This window comes from Bacillus sp. REN16 (assembly GCF_020731355.1).
In the GTDB taxonomy this organism is placed as follows: domain Bacteria; phylum Bacillota; class Bacilli; order Bacillales; family Bacillaceae_L; genus Ferdinandcohnia.
On sequence record NZ_JAJFZK010000006.1, the window covers coordinates 88607 to 108321 of the forward strand.

Genomic DNA, 19715 nt, shown 5'->3' on the forward strand with positions numbered 1-19715 from the left:
CATGTGGAAATAGCAAAAATAGGTGTTTTTATTGATGAAGCAGAAGCAAAGGAAAAATGGTCTAAAGGATTAAATAGTTTTGAATTATATATTTTGGAGATTTTTGAACATTTACGATTACCTTATCAAATCGTTTCTGATCTTACCGAAATGAATCAATTTGATATAGTTGTTATCGCTTTGCTAAACGAGAATTCAAACTCAATATCAAAAATTGTGGATTTTGCCGAATCTGGTGGAGTTGTAATTAGCTATGGCGGATTAAATTTGTTGGCAGATTGGTTTGGCTACCGAAAAGGAAATGAAATGGAAACAGGATATGCATTTTTACATCAGGAGCTTAACCAAGAAAATCCCCTACGTTTTTTAAGAGCAGAACCCTGGGTGGAAGTAAAATCAACTTATAATGTAACCGAAAAGGGATGGTTGTCTAGAACTAATAAAGGAAAAAGCGAATTAAATATATCGGCATTACAACAATTTAGCGTTGGGAAAGGAAATATAGATCGTTGGGCAATTCCTATTCCGGAATTAATTGTTGGGTTTCAGCAAGGCAAAGAACCCGTAACAAAGGATGGCTTACCAGCTCCCGATGGAAGCGCGAATCTTGATGAGGGTATTTTGAAAGCGGACGATGGATTTGAGCTTGATTGGGATTTAGACAGGGAATATACAAATACGGGCATCCCGTATTTTTCGATTCCATATGCAGATTTATGGAGAGAAGTCATTTTAGAACATCTTTTCACTAGAGTAATTGAAAAGCAATTAACACTTCCTTTTATTCATTACTGGCCGGGACATGTGAAACATATGGCAATGATTTCCCATGATAGTGATTTAAACGAGGACGCATCAGCAATAACCACCTTAAATGTATTAAAGCAAAATGGAATCCAATCTACATGGTGTATGATTATGCCGGGATATGATCCTTCCATTTATGAACAATTAAAAAGGGATGGGCATGAGTTAGCATTTCATTATAATGCGTTAGAAACTGAGGACGGTATTTGGGGAGAAGATGAATTTGGTCGTCAGTTAAACATTCTCAAAGAAGCCTCAAATACAGATGAGATTATTTCAAATAAAAATCATTACACACGCTTTGAAGGGTGGGGGGAGTTCTTTACCTGGTGTGAAAAGCATGGCATTGAGGTTGACCAATCAAGAGGACCCAGTAAAAAAGGGAATATCGGCTTTTTATTTGGAACATGTCATCCTTTCTTCCCGGTTGCATCTGCTGATGATGAAAATAGGTTTTATAACGTCTTGGAAATAGGATTTTTGACTCAAGATTTAAATCATCATGCGCTTGCTGATATAAGTGTCATTGATCCATTTTTGAAGATGGTAAAACGAGTAGACGGAGTTGCTCATTTCCTCTTTCATCAATACCATATTCATAATCAAAATGCTGTTTATAAAGCAATTAATGATGTGATCAAAGAGGCTAAAAAACAAGGCTTTTCGTTTTGGACATCCAGGGGAATTAATAATTGGGAAAGACAACGCCGTAATATATCGATTGTAGGAATTGATGATAACTATAACGTAGTTACTGAATGTGATGAAAACTATAATGATGTAGTTATCTATATTCCCATTTCAAATGCAAATTGCAAAAGTGAAAAGGTAGTGGAACGATTTGGTGTCCAATGTGTTGAGAAATTGGTTTCAAGACAGTCACTAAATATAATCGGAAAAGAGTTGGAGTAACTTGAATGAATTAGCTATTAATGGCGGACCGAAAGTAAAAGCTACCCCGTTTGGAACTGGAGAACGTTTTGGCTTTGAGGAAGCGAAGGAGTTGATTGAAGCATTAAATCAAAATACTCTATTTTACCATTTCGGAAACAAGGTAAAGAAATTCCTTGCTGATTTTAATGAGATGTATGGTGTGAAGTATAGTGTGGCTACTTCTTCCGGAACCGCTGCATTACATGTTGCCTTGGGTGCTGCTGGGGTGACAGTAGGTGATGAGGTCATTACAAGTCCAATTACTGATCAAGGAACAATCGTGGGAATACTTTATCAAAATGCAATTCCGGTGTTTGCTGACTTGGATCCAAACACGTATAATTTGGATCCAAAATCAATTGAAGAAAAAATCACTTCAAAAACAAAAGCGATTATTGTTGTTCATTTAGCCGGTAATCCCTGTGATATGGATCCATTAATGGAAATTGCAAAAAAGTATAATCTTAAGGTAATTGAGGACTGTGCCCAAAGCTATTTAACAACTTATAAAGATCGCTTTGTAGGTACAATCGGGGATTATGGCTGCTTTAGTACAAATGATTTTAAACATATTTCTACTGGAGATGGTGGTATTGTAACAGTCAATTCTAATAATCAAGAAGATTATTATAGAACCCATGCATTTGCAGATAAAAACTATCAACGATTTGATAAATCTGTTGTAAGGGAAATTGAGTATTTGGCACCTAATTATCGAATGACCGAGTTACAAGGGGCTGTTGGCATTGCTCAGTTAAAAAAATTAGAATGGATTTGCCAAACAAGAAATACGTACGGAGAGCAACTTACTAGCGGGATTAGTGGGATTGAAGGAATCAATCCAATGAAAATCACGGAAAATGGTTGGTGTACATATTGGTTCTATATGTTCCGATTAAACGAAAGTAAGTTTTCATGTTCAAGGGCGGAATTTTCAAAGGCCTTAGAAGCTGAAGGTATTCCGAATCAGGCAGGTTATATTCCGAACGTGTTATACAAAATTCCGTTGTTTCAGAAAAAGCAGGCCTATTTGAGTAGCCAATTCCCGTTTGAGTTATCCAATCAAAATTATGAACCTGGTTCTTGCCTGGAAGCCGAAAACATTTTAAGTACTGCGATACGTATTAACATAAGTGAATTTTATACAAAAAATGATATTGAGGAGATAATTGAAGCGGTAAGAAAGGTATCTCATTATTTTTCACGAAAATACTAGATTAGAAGTCTTATGTTTAACGTAGGAGCAGGGGGATGATGATGAGAAAAACAATTGAGGTTACAGATCATGGAATACCTGTACAATATGATGAAGCAAGAACTGCAGCTTTCTGCACAAATAAGACAGGAGAATCTCGTTTTATTATTGCAGCAAAAGGTTTTGTAGTAATCGTCGACCCCGAGACCTCCATATCTAAGCAAGTATTTTTTCCTGAAGGGTATATCGAGTATCCATTTGCGTCCTTTAGTAGTAATGGTTTGTTCTTTACAGGTGCAGGGAAGCTTTTTATGATTTTGGACCCTTTTAAAGAAAAATTTATATTCTATAAGTTTATCGAAAATGGGGAAGAAATTGTAGGCTTTAGTTTTGCAGAAGATGTAAACAATAGTATTTACTTTACGACGTATCCAAACTGCAATCTTCTTACTTATTGTCCAAAGACAAATAGAATTACTGATTACGGTTCGATGGATGATACAGAAAAGTATCCTGGTAGTCTTGCGGTTGATTATAAGGGTTGGGTATATATCGGAATCGGAACTGAAAGAAAAAATATAATTGCATTCCATCCAGCTAAAAACATTAAAAAATCAATAGTGACAGAGGAACTAAGGACAAAGGGAGCTGGATATGTATATCAAGGACAAGACAATAAGGTTTATGGTCACTGGGATGCAGCTGATTTAAAAAACACCCAAATATCGAATAACTGGATGGTCTTTCTTGATGGAAATATGAGCCTTGTTGAAACAACGGAGATTTTTCCCGGCTATTATACGGGGCAAGGATTTCAGAAGATACATAGAAATCATGCAGGAGCATTCAGTGTTGTTGAGTATAGTTTATCCGAAAAATTCGTCATTTTTAAAACTAGAAATGGTACAAGAAAGAAAGTTAAGGTAAAATATCAATCTAATGGTGCCGATCTTTCGGTTTTATATTTAGGACCTGATCGAACCCTATATGGGACTTCAATGCATCCATTACATTTTTTTAATTATGATTTTATAAAAAATGAGATATATCGTTTTGGTCCAATTGAAAAAGGTGGCGGTGGGAATATAGCTGCGTACGCATCGCATGGTCAGGTAATGGTTGGGCTTGCCTATGCGGGCGGGAAGTTGTACGAAATTGACTTAAGAAAGAAAATTCAGAATGGTAATGTGGATAGAAATCCGAAACTGTTGTATGAATGTGAAGAAATCCATCGGCCAAGATGTGCTCTTGCCCATCAAGATGGAGTACATATCGTTTGGGGAGGGTTTCCTGGGTATGGCTTGGTAGGTGGAGGGTTGGGTATTTATAATGTTCAAACCAAAGAAAATACAATTATCCCCCACACGGCCCTAGTTCCAAACCAAAGTACCTTCTGTCTTGGACAATTAAAATCAGGATCTATCCTTGCGGGAACAAGTGTTGAGACTCCAGGAGGAGCCATGTCTAAAGAAAGGGAAGCTTGTTTGTATTCTATTAATCTAGAGAATAGACAAGTAGAATACATGGTAAAACCATTGTCTGGTATTCAAGAAATCTCACAGTTATATATTGATGAGTATGATCGTGCTCATTGTCTTACCAATGAAAGTCTTTATTTTGTATTCGATACGGAAACGAAAGATGTAATTTATACGAATGATTTGTCAAAGTATGGAAGGGTGGTTAGAAATAGTTTTATTTATGATTCGACACATCAAATTTTGTTATGTTTACTGAGTGATTCAATTGTAAAAATTAGCATCGAAGCAAACAAATCAATAATGGTAAATGATGCTAGAACCCTTTCAATAAAAGCAACAAGTGGTATTGTATTTTATCATAATAAAATTTTCTTCGGTTCAGAAAGTCACCTTTGTAGCATGAATATAGCTGATTTATATAAGGAGGACAATTAATGGTATACAAGCTGGATTCTTTAAATCAAATTGGAATTCCTCCTTTACTTGATGAGATTGATTCATTTAAAAAATGGGAAGAGAAACGTGATGTAATTTATCAAACCTGGCTAGAGTTCATAGGAGAACTTCCTCCCTGTGAAGGAAGTGAGTTTGAAATTATCTCTTTTAAAAAGGAAAAGGATCACTATCGAATCAAAATGAAATATCTTACTGCTTTTAATGATTTTGTTTCAGCTTATCTTTTAATACCTTTGGATCATAAGTTAGAAGATTCCCTGGATAATATTAAGAGTTTCCTTTTGCAAAAAAATGTTTCAAAGGAGAAGAAACTGCCGGCAGTTCTAGCTTTACATCCAACATCTTCTGACGGAAAAGATGATATATCTCTTAATAGTGGAAGAGATGGCAGAAGATATGGATTGGAGCTTGTTCAACGGGGATATATTGTTTTAGCTCCTGATACAATAACGGCAGGAGATCGCATTGACGATGGTTCAAAGCCCTTTTTTACAGCACCATTTTATAAGCAGTATCCAGACTGGTCGGCTGTTGCAAAAATGCTTGTTGATCATATCTATGGGGTCAATGTACTATCTGAAATCGGATTCGTTAATCGTGAAAAAATTGGTGTAATTGGACATTCACTAGGTGGTTATAATGGTTATTTCCTAGCTGGGGTAGATAATCGGATAAAAGCCGTTGTGTGCAGTTGCGGCTTTAGTACATTTACCAATGACCCTGAAACACATCGTTGGGGAAAAAGGGAGTGGTTTTCCCATATACCAAAGCTTAGTGACCTAATAATGGACGGTGAAGTTCCTTTTGAATTTCATGAAATTGCAGCATTAGTCGCACCAACCCCATTTTTTCTATGGATGGGTCAATCAGATCATATATTTCCCCATTGGGAGCCAGCAGCTAAAGGGGTTGAAGAATTAACCTATTTATATAAATGGCTAGGGGAAGAGAACAATTTCACCTCCTATATTGGAAATGGCGGTCATGATTTTCCTGCCGAAATACGTAATCTAGCATACTCATTTCTTGAACGATATCTCTTATAGTTGTTTTAGCTTAGTTATTATTATTTTGCAATCTCCCAACATTTGCTATAATGAAGTCGTCAATATGTTGTATAGGAGCTGTATATGTTGTTACGGAAAATTAATGATTTTGAACAGCGTTATTACAAATTTTTAACTGAATTGAAGAATGAAATTCTTACCGGAAGAATTAAACCAGGCGAATTTATACTTCCAGAAAATACATTGAGTAAACAATATGATTTGAGCAGGGTCTCGATTAGAAAGGTTCTAGCTGAGTTAGTAGAAGAAGGATTAATTGAAAAAATACCAGGTAAAGGAAACCGTGTGACTTTGCCGCAAGAAACCTCTAAACAAACTCTTACACTAGCGTGGTTTTCTGACTCGTATGAGAAGGAAATTGTAGAACAAATTATTAAAAGATTTGAACAGTTGAATCCATTTGTCAAAATTGAATTACAACTGCTTCCAGTTACAGATTATATGTATAGTGTAGCTCAATTAATTGAACATGGACATGGTCCAGATTTATTTATAGTTTCGGATTACCATTTTCGGGAACTAATCGAAACAAACAGATTAGATCTTTTGGAGCCATATATCCCTATGCATCTTGATGCTGAAAAGGATAGTTATCAAAAGGTTTTTGATATGTTTACTGCCGATGGAAATACCATTGCTACACCCTTTGTTTTTTCTCCTGTAATGATTTGTTATAACAAACGGATGTTTGAAGAGGCTGGTATAGAAAATTCATTTAAAATGGATAATTGGGATGATTTATTAACGGTGGCTAGTAAATGTACAAAAGATATGGATGAGAATGGGCTTGTAGATCAATACGGCTTTTGTTTCTCATCATCTTCAAATCGATGGCCGGTATTCATTCTACAAAATAATGGGCAGTTTATGCTCGAAGATCGACCAAAATCAGTAATGAATAATCCTAAAAATATCGAGGCCTTGTCATTTTGTGTTGATTTGATGTATAAACACAAAGTTTCACCAATTTTTTCACATGGAAGTAACGAATTGGCTGAAAATCTATTTATGCGTGAACGGGCTGCAATGATTCTTACGACCTATTATTTTATGAATGAATTTAGAGATCATAAAATTAAATGGGATGTTCTTCCAGTGCCAGCTAAAGAATCAAAGGCGACACTTCTTTTGGGAGGTGCTCTGGGTATTAACGCTAAAAGTGAAATGAAGGAAATGGCAAAGGCTCTGATAGATTATATGGTGAGTACAGAAGCCCAAACAATGCTGAAACGTAATGGTTGTACCATCCCAATATTGCGTTTTGTTGCTGAGGATAATTACCTTTTACAGCCGGGTGTTCATCCTGATAATTATAATGCTTTTAAAGAAATTATGCCCAATGCTTATACAATCAGGGATCTTGGATTAACAACCTCTGAAACAGAATTAGTTGAAAACGAATTGCAGCTCCTTTGGGCAAATATGGAAAGAACAGAGGATGTATGCAAAAGAATTGAAAAAATACTGAATGAAAAGGCTAATTAATAGCCTTTCCTTATCAGCACATATACAAGTAAATAACAGGTATAACAAAAGGAGGGAAGAGCGTATGAACTATACAAACATAACAAAATCACTACAAGGGCACCCTCGGATATTATTCACTTTAAAAGAAATCGAAGATACGAAAAAATTGGTTTTTAATCAGGTACAGAATAAAAAGATTCAATTCAATAAAATTGCAGCTCAAATATACAAGCAAGCAGATTCATTTGTTACTGAGGAAAAATTCTATGTTCATTATCCAAGTATTCAAGTTAACTTAACCATTGAACTTCCTTTAGAACAACTAAAGCCAGTACCCGATCCTGATGGTTATTTGGATTTTCCATTTTGGACGATGTATTCAAGGGCAATTGAGGAAAGGGTTAAAATCCTATCATATTCTTATGGAATGACGAAAAAGGAAAAGTATGCAAAAAAAATAAAAGAATATTTGTTAGCGTTAAGCAAGTTTGAACGATGGTTCGAGTTCCCGCATAGGGGTGCAGAAGGAAACTTAAGTAATGCTCATTTTACGCTTGCAGTTTCAATTGGATATGATGCGATTTATCATACTCTAACAAAATCCGAAAAGAAAATCATACAAGAAGCTGTTTTAAATAAAGGTTTATCTCCTTTCGAAATCGATTTTCAAAATGAAGACAACCATAATATTATTGTATCAAAAAAAGTTGCAATGTTAGTCGGCTCAGTGGCGATAATGGATGTGGTTGATGTTGAAAAATACTATTGGGATTCATATACATACCTATCAAGGTATCTAGATAATCGATTGACAAGTCCGGAGATAGAGGGTCTTTTATATACAAATGTTGCAGCAAGACATGTACTTATGTCGGCAGACATTTTTCATCGTGCTACTGGCCACTCAACACTAATCGAACATCAATACTTTGAATCATTTCTGCCAGATTTATTTTTCTATATGCTTTGCAACAATTATAAGGAAGTTAGTTTTGCAAATTTCTCAGACTCTTTTTACCACCTTGATCTCACTTACATGATGGCAATGCTTGCTTATAAAAATCGAAACCCGGTTGCTAGCTGGTATGTACACCAATTTACTGATGCAGATCCGGACATCTTGATGCATATGAGGGATGTTATCCCACCAATTGCGCCAGATCAGTATTATAAGCAATGTTCAAAGGTTTTTCCAAGTATTGGATGGGCTGCTTTTCGAAGTGGATGGCAATCCGATGACCATTTATTGGCTTTTACTTCAAGTGCATCTGCAAAAGACCATAACCATTTCGACCAAAATAACTTTATTTTAAATATTGCTGGAGAATGGTTACTCACAAACCCCGGATATCAAGATTATGTAGAAGGGCCAAGAAGGGAATTTACATTAGGAACAATCGGCCATAATTCCATGCTTATAAACGGAAAAGGTCAGACTAGGAGAGGCAGGGGCAAAATTACAGATTGGTATACGTCTGAACATATTGATTTTCTAAATGCGGATGCTACAAGAGCTTACAGCAATATTTCCCTTTGGGAAAGGAAAGTGATCCATATTGATAAGACATATTTCATTATGCTCGATCATGTCATAAAGGTTAAAGCGGATGATAAAATTACATTCGTCTATCATTCTACTTCAAGAATGAACGATGGTTTAGAAGATAAGAATCCCGGGGATGAGTTCTTAAGCAATAAAATTAATATAAAAGGTGAACATTCGGAAGTAAGCCTTTATACAATCTACCCAACAGTTACGAACAAAAGGGTGGGGATACACCCTGGAGCTGAGGAATATGGTTCATGTCTTCAAATTGAGCCTATTGGAAACTCTTTGGAACAATATTTCGTATGCTTGTTTCAACCGAAAGGAAGTAAGCAGTTATTTGGTAATGACTATAATTATAATGTTACAAAAAATGCTGAACAACTAGAGTTGGAAATTTATAGACCCGACCAGAATATTACGGATTATTTGTTGGTAACTATAAATTCGATCAAACTCAAAAACAAAAAATGTGAAGTAGAAATTCCATTAAAGAACTAGGAGAAACCAATGTGATATTGTAAACTATTAATAATCCAAAAATTACAAAATCACACCGGGAGGATATACTTCATGGAACTTTCAGGTTGGAAAAGAAGTCTTGTCTATTATGCGGATTGGGCTTTGAAACTAATGTATGTCAATCTACTTTGGATACTGGGAAACTTTGTTGGATTAGTTGTATTAGGGTTTTTCCCATCAACTATTGCTATGTTTTCAGTAATAAGAAAATGGCTTCAAGGAGAAGATTTTAATACATTCACTCACTTTAAAGAAGTTTTTAAAAAAGAATTGATCAAAGGAAATTTATATGGTTTTATTTGGGTCATTCTTGGCTTTATCGTTTATTTTGATTTGCAATTTTTCCGCTATTTTTCTAATATACCTAGTCTGCTATTAACCTATTTCACATTTATCCTTGGTGTGATTTATGTATTGGGTCTATTATTTGCATTTCCTGTATATGTTAATTTCGAATTAAAGACCATACAGTACTTAAAAAACACGTTATTCCTTGTTTTATCCCAACCCATTGTTGCGATTATCATGGCATTAGGTTTTTATATTCCTTATTACCTCATGATAAAAATACCTGGGTTGTTACCGTTTTTCTGCGGAAGCTTAATTGCTTTCTGTTTGATGATTATTTCTATGAAACTGTTTACAAGATTAGAAAAAAAAGAAAACAAAGGTTTATAATAGAGAATTCCAAATTTTTATGAAATGTATTGAAAATTAACGCAAAATATATTATTCTTAAAATACATGTTATATACAGGTAAACAAGTAAGTAAAAAATGATATAATTCCTTACTTAAAGGGGGGAACGAAATGGAGATCAAGAAACAAACCCAAGGAAAAATGACTGAATCTTCCCTAGAAACAAAAAAACAAACGCGTAGCAGAATGGACTGGTCTAAATTTGGACGAAAGATGTGGAAGGATCGGTATTTATTTTTATTGCTACTACCAGGAATCTTATATTTTCTAATTTATCGGTATCTGCCAATGGCGGGGATTGTAATCGCTTTTAAGGATTTTAGTCCATTTAAAGGGTATATTGATAGCCCGTGGGTTGGGCTAAAATATTTTAAGTTAATATTTGAAGATTCAGAGGTTATTAGAGTTATATGGAATACTTTACAACTATCTTTCCTGCAAATATTCTTTGCATTTCCAATATCCATTGTTTTAGCACTGATGCTTAATGAGATTAGAAACCAATTTTATAAGAGAATTGTGCAATCAATTGTCTATTTACCCCATTTTTTATCTTGGGTTGTTGTAGTTGGTATTACAGTAATTTTTCTTAGAAGTGAGGGTTTGGTTAATGGTTTTCTAGGTTCGACGTTTGGAATGAACCCCATTCCGTTTTTAACAGATCCGGCTTTATTTAAACCGATAATAATTTTACAAGTTATTTGGAAAGAGTCTGGGTGGGGAACGATTATCTTTCTAGCAGCTTTGGCTGGAGTAAACCCAAATCTTTATGAAGCAGCTATCATGGATGGTGCAAATCGTTTTCGACAGATGTGGCATATCACTCTTCCGGCGATAAAGAGCACAATCATTATCTTACTAATATTACGATTAGGGAATGTCATGGATTCAGGATTTGAACAAATTTTCTTAATGCTTAATCCATTTAATATGGATACAGGGAATGTGTTAGATACTTTCGTGTATTTTAAAGGTATTCAACAAGCAAATTTCAGCTTTGCAACTGCTGTTGGACTCTTTAAGGGTTTAGTTGGCCTCCTACTAGTAGTCACGGCAAATCGTTTAGCTAAAAAGTTTGGCGAGGAAGGTTTATATTAATTTTGCTTCCAAGGAGGTTTGTATATGTATAAGCGATCTAAGGGTTCTGTTATCTTTGATAGTTTCAATGTTATCGCTTTGTTTATCATTGCAATCATCATGATTTTTCCGTTCTTTTATGTGTTTGCAGTATCATTTTCATCATTAAGTGATTTTTTGAAAAATGAGATTATACTATGGCCAAAGGAATGGGTTGTTGATGCATATTCGTATATTTTAGGTTCTGACCAATTTATTCGTTCCATCTTTTTAACAATCTATATCACGGTTATCGGAACAGCAGTTAACTTATTTTTCACTTCCACGATGGCTTATGCTCTAACTAGACCAATTGTGGGACAGAGAACGATCATCTTTCTAGTCTTATTTACCTTATTATTTTCTGCTGGGATGATTCCTACATATATCGTTGTTAAGGAAACGGGTTTAATTAATAGTATTTGGTCCTTGATTATTCCAGTAGCTATAAGTCCTTTCAATTTAATTATAATGAGGCAATTTTTCCTTAGTATCCCAGAGGAATTAAAAGAGGCGGCACTAATAGATGGAGCAAATGACCTTCAAATTTTCGGGAAAATCATTTTACCATTATCCAAGCCCGCATTAGCAGCTTTTGGTTTATTTTATGCGGTTAGTCACTGGAATAGTTATTTTACTGGGGTTTTATATTTAAATGACCCTGCGAAATGGCCGATACAAGTCATATTGCGACAAATTGTAATTGTGAATGAACCCAACGCAGCACTCGGGGGACATGAAATGATGTTAGAAGCAATGCCACCACCTGAAACAATTCAGATGGCTGCTATATTATTAGCAACACTACCAATTTTGATTGTTTATCCATTCTTACAAAAACATTTTGCAAAAGGGGTGATGCTAGGGTCAGTAAAGGGATAACTCGAATGAAGAGCTGCTTTGCCACTTTAATATTTAGAACTGAAAGCGCTTAATAGTAAAAAACGGGGGGATAAATTTGAAATTAAGAAAACTTTTGATGTTGTTAGTTGTCATGGTTCTTTCGATTAGTATTATCGCTGCATGTACATCTAAGGATACTGGTGGAAAAGAAGAGGAAAAACCATCGAAAGAGGATGACAAAGATACTGCGCAAATTGATCCATTCGATCATTCAGAAAAATATACAATTACTGGTATGACATTCCGTTTTGGTGATCCGCCACCAGTGAAAAGCCCTGGTCTTGATTTAATCAATGAAAGATTTAACATTGATTTTAAACCAGAAATTATTCCACAGGGAGATTATACTGAAAAATCGTCTGCAATTGTTGCAGGTGGAAGTATGCCAGATTTGGTTGGTTTCCAAGCAAATGATTCAAGATTTTATCAATGGGCAGAAGAAGGGGCATTTTTACCTTTAGATGACTACCTGAAACATTATGAAACTCTTGGTGCTATACCAGATTCAATTTACAATGCTTTCAAAGTAAACGGACAAATTTACGGAATTCCAAGATATTCAAATCCATATCCGCTAACACCGATTATTCGTAAGGATTGGTTAGATAATCTAAATTTAGAAATTCCAACAAATTATGAAGAATTTAAATCAGTTGCAATCGCATTTACGAATGATGACCCTGATCAAAATGGGAAAGATGATACGTATGGAGTAGCAATTGGGGAAAATGTTAATCCGAATTTTAATATGGGTGCATATTGGGATTTTAATACATGGTATCACCAAAACGAAGAAGGTCAATATATTCCTGGAATCATTTCTGAAGGACGCAAAGAGTTAGTTCAATTTTTTGCTGATTTATATGCTGCAAATGCAATGACGAAGGACTTTGCTGTATTAAACTGGGCTGATACAAATGCTGAATTTTATTCTGGCAAAGCAGGTATCTTTATCGGTGGTGTATCAGGAATGTCAGAGGATTATATGAGTGGATTACTAGAAATCGACCCAGAAGCAGAATTTGTAGCAATTCCACCATTTGAGGCAAAAGATGGTTCTGTTGGGTTTACAATGGGTTCGGGTAACTCTGGTATTTTAGCATTAAATGCAAAATTAGCTGATGACCCTGGTAAAATCTATCGTGCACTTGAGCTTGTAGATTTTGGTAAAAAGTTCTTCCCGAAAGAAGAACGAAATTCAGAGAATGAGGATTTTGATTGGATGTGGGGTAAAGATGGGGTTGGATACAATATGGAAGATGGAAGTCCAGTTCGTGTTCCAAATTTCTCATCAGATGGATTGGCTCCATCTACTTATTTCATAGATAATAGAGAACATGTCCCTGCAGATGCTCAAATTAAATACGCTGATGATTATTCATTACCAGCCATGAAGGGATTAGTTGATTCATTACAACAAATGTTGGAATCAAACAAAATGTATGTAAACCCTGCTAACGGAGTAATCTCTCAAACTGACCAAGAAAAAGGAACTGATCTAACTCAATTTATTATGAATGAGCAAGCAAAAATGATTGCTGGTCAACGTCCTGTTTCTGATTGGGATAAACTTGTTGAAGAGTATCTGAAGCGTGGCGGCGAACAAATTATTAAAGAAATGAATGAAGGTATTAAAGAAAAAGGTTACACAGACAGAGTTTGGGAATAATAGACTGCCAATAATATAAAGTCTTTCAGTAATCCTTTTAAAATCTAAAAGCCCACAGAATTTTATTATGTTCAGTGGGTTTTTGCAGTTTTTATGGTTAAAGAAATATTTTACTAGGGGGAAGTAAAAATGGAAACAATTGAACAACTCGAGGAGATTATGACCACACCCTCTGCTGAACTGATAGAGGATTTAAAAAAATTAGATGGTGACATTCTTATACTTGGTGTTGGCGGAAAAATGGGACCCACATTAGCAAAGTTAATACAAAGAGGAATTAACAAAGGTGGACTAAATAAAAAGGTGATCGGTGTTTCACGTTTTTCTTCAGGATCCTTACAACAAGAACTTAATGACTTTGGAATTGAGACGATTCCGGCAGACTTATTAAATGATGAAGAACTAGATCAACTACCTGATATTAAAAATGTTATTTATATGGCTGGCACGAAATTTGGCACTACGGGTAATGAACATTTTACATGGGCTATGAACACATATCTCCCTGGTCGTGTTGCGGAAAAATTTAAAGAATCTCGAATCGTTGTTTTTTCTACAGGTAATGTATACCCGTTGACCAATATCTTAAATGGTACTTGTACCGAGGAAACACGGGTAAATCCAATTGGTGAATATGCACAATCCTGTTTAGGTCGAGAAAGAATATTTACTCATTTTTCACGGAAAAATGGAACACCCATTTTAATTTTTCGGCTGAACTATGCAATTGATCTTAGATATGGTGTTTTACATGAAATCGCAAGACAGGTATACGAAGAACAGCCAATTGATCTAAAAATGGGACATTTTAATATAATTTGGCAAGGGGATGCAAATGAATATGCCGTCCGTTCTTTACTACATTGTGACTGCCCTCCACAAACTTTAAATATAACCGGACCGGAGATTATATCTTCCCGCTGGATTGCAGAAGAATTTGCTAAACGTTTTAATAAGAAACCTCATTTTGTAAACGAAGAGGAACCAACTGCTTTATTAAATAATGCAGCTAAAGCACACCAATTATTTGGTTATCCCAAAGTGTCCCTTCGACAAATGATTGATTGGACTGCAGATTGGGTTAAAAATGATGGTGCTACAATCAATAAGCCTACTCATTTTCAGGAAAGGGAAGGAGCTTTTTAAATGCTGCAAAAGGATATTCATGAACTCTTACACGAAGGTACAGTCATACCAGCTCACCCATTAGCATTAACTGAGGATAGGCAGCTTGATGAGCGCTCGCAACGAGCATTAACCAGATATTATATGGATTCAGGAGCGGGTGGGATTGCTGTTGGTGTACATACTACACAGTTTGAGATAAGAGACCCGGAGTTTGATTTATATGAAAAAGTGTTATCCCTTGCAATGGAGGAAGTAAACAATGCAAATTTGAACCGACCCTTCATAAAGATTGCGGGTATTTGCGGGCCAACAGACCAGGCAATAATAGAATCCGGAATCGCAAAAAAATTAGGTTATGATCTTGGGCTACTTAGTTTGGGAGGTCTACCTTCACTTTCAGAGGATGAACTCCTCGAAAGAACAAAACAAGTTGCAGATATTATCCCTGTATTTGGTTTTTATCTGCAACCATCAGTAGGTGGTAGAATTTTAAGCTATGAATTTTGGAGAAAGTTTGCAGATATTCCAAATGTCCATGCCATTAAAATCGCACCATTTAACCGATATCAAACAATTGATGTTGTAAGGGCTGTTTGTCATTCCGAACGAAATCAGCAAATTGCCTTATATACCGGTAATGATGATAATATTGTGATTGATTTACTGACAAAATTCAAAATAAATGTTAATGACGAAATCGTTGAAAAGAATATTTCAGGTGGATTACTTGGACATTGGGCTGTTTGGACAAGTAAAGTAGTTGAGCTTTTTGAAATAATTAAAGCAGAACGTGAAAAGTCTAAGATTCCGATAGAGTTATTAACACTATCACAAGAAATTACGGATGCGAATGCTGCGTTATTCGATACAAAAAATCAATTTAAAGGGTGTATTGCAGGTATAAATGAAATTCTCGCAAGACAAGGAATTCTAAAAGGACGTTGGTGTCTCCTTTCGAAAGAAGAATTAAGTGAGGGCCAAGCAGAAGAATTAGACAGGATCTATCAACAATACGCACATCTTACTGATGATGATTTTGTAAGGGAGAATTTAAATAAGTGGCTTTCGTAAAGTTGATAAAATGGGACTTTCTATTATAAATAGGAAGTTCCTTTTTCATAAATGTACAAGATACTAAGGTGGGAAATATGCACAATATGAAAATAGGAATTATAGGATTAGACAGTTCTCATGCAGTTGAATTTACAAAAATATTAAACGACACAAAAAATCCTTTTCACATAAAAGGCGCAAATGTTACGAGTGTTCTTCCTTTATCAAATCCAAAAATTGCACTCAGCTACCAAAGAATTGAAGAATTTACTAATGAGATCAGGAAATTTAAGAATATTCATTTCAAAAATTATCTACAAGAAGTAGCAGAAGAAAGTGATGCAATTCTGCTAACTTCGGTTGATGCAAAGAATAGAATGAATGTATTTAGAGAGATTTGTAAATATGAGAAACCTATTTTTATAGATAAACCTCTTGCCTTATCGGAAGAGGAGGGTAAAGAAATATTTCTTTTAGGCGAGAATTTCAACACCCCTATCATGAGTACATCGGCATTAAGGTATGACTCGGTTCTTACAGATCTACTTAATCAATATAATAACCAATTACAAGGGATTTATTTGCATGGACCATTACCATTTGAGGAAAGTCTTCCAGGCTATTACTGGTATGGAATTCACATGATTGAAATTCTTATAACTGTCTTTGGTACGAAAATTAAAAATGTTTCAGTTGAAAGGAATGATAAGTGTGAAATAGTGGTTGTTCAATGGCAAGATGGACGCTTTGCCACCGTAAGAGGGGATCGCGAAAATTACCAGAAGTTCGGTGGTTTGCTACATACAATTGAAGAAACAATTCCTTTTGATATCGGCAATGGTGAGAGGCCTTTTTATGTAAGTTTACTAGAAAACATCACCCAATTCTTTCACTCAAGGCTTTCTCCTATTCCAAAGGAGGAAACATTAGCAGTCCTTCATGTAATTGATGAAGTGAATAAAGTTTGATCCATTAAGCGCTTTATTTCTATTCTTTTCTGTAAGAACTTACGATTATTGTCATTTGTCTCGTGCCATTTGTTTAATCGATGATTGGCTGGAAATATACATTTTTGATTCTTTTACCTGGACCAATACTCGGATTCATTTCGATGTATCGATTACATCGATTAAAAACAAGGGGTACAATAATACTTAAATATTGAATCCGCAGAGGTTGTAGTTGCAGCCTCTTTTTTTATGTTGATGCAGAATACATTATCCCACAAAAGAAGAAATGGAAATTCGCCTTGTAGTTTTTTCCACCTATGCTATACTTTGATTGTTTGATTTATACACCTTAGAAGGAGGATAAAATGAAAGAAATCCCGTTGTTCCGCTATCTTTATATTTTTTATGCATTCGTATTTTTGCTCCATACGATTAATGTTTTCATAGATAGCGGGACGGTCAATTACATACTTGGAGTACTTGCCATTTTCATGCTTATTGTGTCATATCCGCTGGCATCCAGACTTTTTAAAATTTTAGGAGGTTCTTTTTTAGCGATAGGCGGGTATTTATTCTACACTACTGGTCAATCATTTCATGTCATTCCTAGTTTACTAACTACTAATCTTTCATTATTAACCCTTTTATCTATGCTGCCTTGGATGAATAGTATTGTGCGAAGTGGAAGGTTTGATCGAAATTTAAATTTGCTGATGAAAGTGAATGCTTCAGATCTGGGGAAACTGTATCCACGGAGTTCGCTTATTACACATATTCTTGCTGCCTTTTTAAATTTATCAGCGGCTACAATCTCACAAGATGTACTTAAAAGCATGTTGTCGTCTTTTGGTAAGGAGATTCGTAATTCCTTTATTACAACAGCATCACTACGAGGTTACTCAATAGCCCTGTTGTGGAGTCCATTGGAGATCATGGTTGCTGTATCGATATTTGCCACAGGTGTTGATTATGTCACACTTTTGCCATGGCTCATTTTTATGGCGGTTATCGCCTTTATGTTAGACTCTCTTTTTGGACGCATTTATTACAAAAAATACAAATTTGAACATGCGGGTATAGACACACAATCAAAAATCAATAAAAAAGTAATCGTGAAAAAAATGATACAGTTCATCATTGCACTTGCTTTGTTTTTGACACTTGTTATTTTGATTGGAAATCTGTTTAAATTAAGTTTTATTTTAACCGTAACGATCATTATCCTCCCATTTGCTTTCATTTGGTCGATTCTCATTAAAAGAAGGAGAAGCTTTTGGGCAATTGGCTGGAATAACTGGAAAACAAAGACAAATACCATGCAGAATTTCATTGTATTATTTATCTCTCTATCTTTATTTTCTACAAGTTTAGGAGATACTGCGTTTTTAGAGTTCATTCAAAAACCATTATCCTATGTTTATGATTATCCGATGCTCATTTTGTTCCTTATTCAAGCAATCTTTGTTATCTTTAGTATGTTCGGTATTCATCCAATCGCGACAGTGGGGATTTTAACAGGTATCATTACTCCATTGTTAGAGATAATGAATCCTATAAGTATTGCTTTAGTCCTAATAACGGGTTCTGTTGCCACATTCACAGTAGGAACATACGGTTTGCTTGTTACCTTAACCGCCATGGGAACAGGGCAAAGCCCATTCCGAATTACCATAAAAAACATGCCATTTGCAATAGGCATGTCAATTATCGGAACCCTAGTTGCCTACTTTTTATTGTAAATAACATAGATACCGCTACAACAATGGCCCATTTCATAGTTAGGAGGTGGGCCTTGTTTTTTGAACCCTAATAAAATCAATCTGTTTTATTGTGGTTCAACTCATGTTAAAATAAGACACTACTTATACTAGTGATAAATCTGGAGGTGTCAGTGAATGAATAAAAGATGGACAATTGAAAAAATTAGAGCATTTGTTGAGAATAATTCTGAAAGTAAACTGCTTTCGACGGAATTTCATGGATTTTCTCAAAAATTGCTTTTCAAATGTGCTTGTGGCAGTAATTTTGAAAAAACATTTACGAAGTTTAAGAATAATAACCAGCGAAAATGTGATGTGTGTCAACCTCCAAAGCCGTCACGTTAAACGTATAACATATTGGGTTACCGGCCCCCAATTTTATTTTGTTTTAAGAAATAAAAATTTAAAAAGTGAGTAGGCGAACACATGATTGAGATAAAAACATCTTCACTAAGTGATGGCGAATTCAATAGAGGAGTATTTGCCAAAACTGATATAAAAAAAGGGCAGCTCATACACGAAGCACCTGTCATTTCTTATCCGAACGACCAGCATCAGCATATTGAGAAAACCTTACTTGCTGATTACGCTTTTGAGTATGGGATCAATCATACGGCGATATTACTAGGGTATGGAATGTTATTTAACCATTCTTATGAACCCAATGCCATCTATGAAATAAATTTTGATAATCACACATTTGACTTCTATGCTTACACAGACATCAAAGCAGGGGATGAAATCCTCATCAACTACAATGGTGATGTTGATAACAAAGACGAGCTTTGGTTTAACAAGGAGTAGGGACAATAACATCAACCCAGCAAAAAATAACATTCATTAGCGGAGTAGAGGTTGTGTTTTTTTGCAACCTCTCTTTTCTTTGACATTCGAAAGGTAAACTTAATGTTCATCCAGAATCTAACACTTTTCGACACCTCCATAAAGGTATAATGAGAAAAA

At 35.2% G+C, this 19715-nt stretch carries 16 protein-coding genes; all 16 read left to right on the top strand.

The features are described from left to right. The first annotated feature begins 3 nt into the window (after positions 1-3). Positions 4-1719 (top strand): hypothetical protein, encoded by a 1716-nt coding sequence (locus tag LKW28_RS09475; RefSeq protein ID WP_229140124.1) that lies wholly within the window; start codon positions 4-6, stop codon positions 1717-1719. Position 1720: 1 nt separating this feature from the next. Next, entirely contained in the window at positions 1721-2956 is a 1236-nt protein-coding gene (locus LKW28_RS09480) for a DegT/DnrJ/EryC1/StrS family aminotransferase (protein WP_229140125.1), read from the top strand. A gap of 41 nt (positions 2957-2997) precedes the next feature. After that, positions 2998-4851: a hypothetical protein gene (locus LKW28_RS09485; RefSeq protein ID WP_229140126.1), complete on the top strand. Its 1854-nt coding sequence runs from the start codon at positions 2998-3000 to the stop codon at positions 4849-4851. Next, the gene (locus tag LKW28_RS09490; RefSeq protein WP_229140127.1) at positions 4851-5918 is read left to right on the top strand and encodes an alpha/beta hydrolase family protein; all 1068 of its coding nucleotides are present in this window, start codon (positions 4851-4853) and stop codon (positions 5916-5918) included. The genes LKW28_RS09485 and LKW28_RS09490 overlap by 1 nt, the downstream gene beginning before the upstream one ends. A gap of 87 nt (positions 5919-6005) precedes the next feature. After that, positions 6006-7424: an extracellular solute-binding protein gene (locus LKW28_RS09495; RefSeq protein ID WP_229140128.1), complete on the top strand. Its 1419-nt coding sequence runs from the start codon at positions 6006-6008 to the stop codon at positions 7422-7424. Between the two features lie 64 nt (positions 7425-7488). Then, positions 7489-9453 carry a heparinase II/III family protein gene (locus LKW28_RS09500; RefSeq protein ID WP_229140129.1) on the top strand — a complete coding sequence of 655 codons (1965 nt, stop codon included), beginning with the start codon at positions 7489-7491 and terminating at the stop codon, positions 9451-9453. A 72-nt stretch (positions 9454-9525) separates the two neighbouring features. Further along, complete coding sequence (locus tag LKW28_RS09505; RefSeq protein WP_229140130.1) at positions 9526-10152, top strand: YesL family protein; 627 nt, start codon at positions 9526-9528, stop codon at positions 10150-10152. A gap of 207 nt (positions 10153-10359) precedes the next feature. Further along, positions 10360-11271 carry an ABC transporter permease gene (locus tag LKW28_RS09510; protein ID WP_229140354.1) on the top strand — a complete coding sequence of 304 codons (912 nt, stop codon included), beginning with the start codon at positions 10360-10362 and terminating at the stop codon, positions 11269-11271. A gap of 24 nt (positions 11272-11295) precedes the next feature. Next, positions 11296-12171, top strand: a complete 876-nt coding sequence (locus LKW28_RS09515) for a carbohydrate ABC transporter permease (protein WP_229140131.1) — start codon at positions 11296-11298, stop codon at positions 12169-12171. Between the two features lie 76 nt (positions 12172-12247). Continuing rightward, entirely contained in the window at positions 12248-13861 is a 1614-nt protein-coding gene (locus tag LKW28_RS09520; protein ID WP_229140132.1) for an extracellular solute-binding protein, read from the top strand. Positions 13862-13990: 129 nt separating this feature from the next. After that, positions 13991-15007, top strand: coding sequence for an NAD-dependent epimerase/dehydratase family protein (locus LKW28_RS09525; RefSeq protein ID WP_229140133.1), 1017 nt, complete (start codon positions 13991-13993; stop codon positions 15005-15007). Then, entirely contained in the window at positions 15008-16060 is a 1053-nt protein-coding gene (locus LKW28_RS09530) for a dihydrodipicolinate synthase family protein (RefSeq protein WP_229140134.1), read from the top strand. A gap of 86 nt (positions 16061-16146) precedes the next feature. Continuing rightward, on the top strand, positions 16147-17010 hold the full coding sequence (locus LKW28_RS09535) for a gfo/Idh/MocA family oxidoreductase (protein WP_229140135.1): 864 nt from the start codon (positions 16147-16149) through the stop codon (positions 17008-17010). A 347-nt stretch (positions 17011-17357) separates the two neighbouring features. Continuing rightward, entirely contained in the window at positions 17358-18731 is a 1374-nt protein-coding gene (locus LKW28_RS09540; RefSeq protein ID WP_229140136.1) for a hypothetical protein, read from the top strand. Positions 18732-18887: 156 nt separating this feature from the next. Further along, complete coding sequence (locus LKW28_RS09545; protein WP_229140137.1) at positions 18888-19097, top strand: hypothetical protein; 210 nt, start codon at positions 18888-18890, stop codon at positions 19095-19097. An 81-nt stretch (positions 19098-19178) separates the two neighbouring features. After that, on the top strand, positions 19179-19556 hold the full coding sequence (locus LKW28_RS09550) for an SET domain-containing protein (protein WP_229140138.1): 378 nt from the start codon (positions 19179-19181) through the stop codon (positions 19554-19556). The last annotated feature ends 159 nt before the right edge of the window (positions 19557-19715 follow it).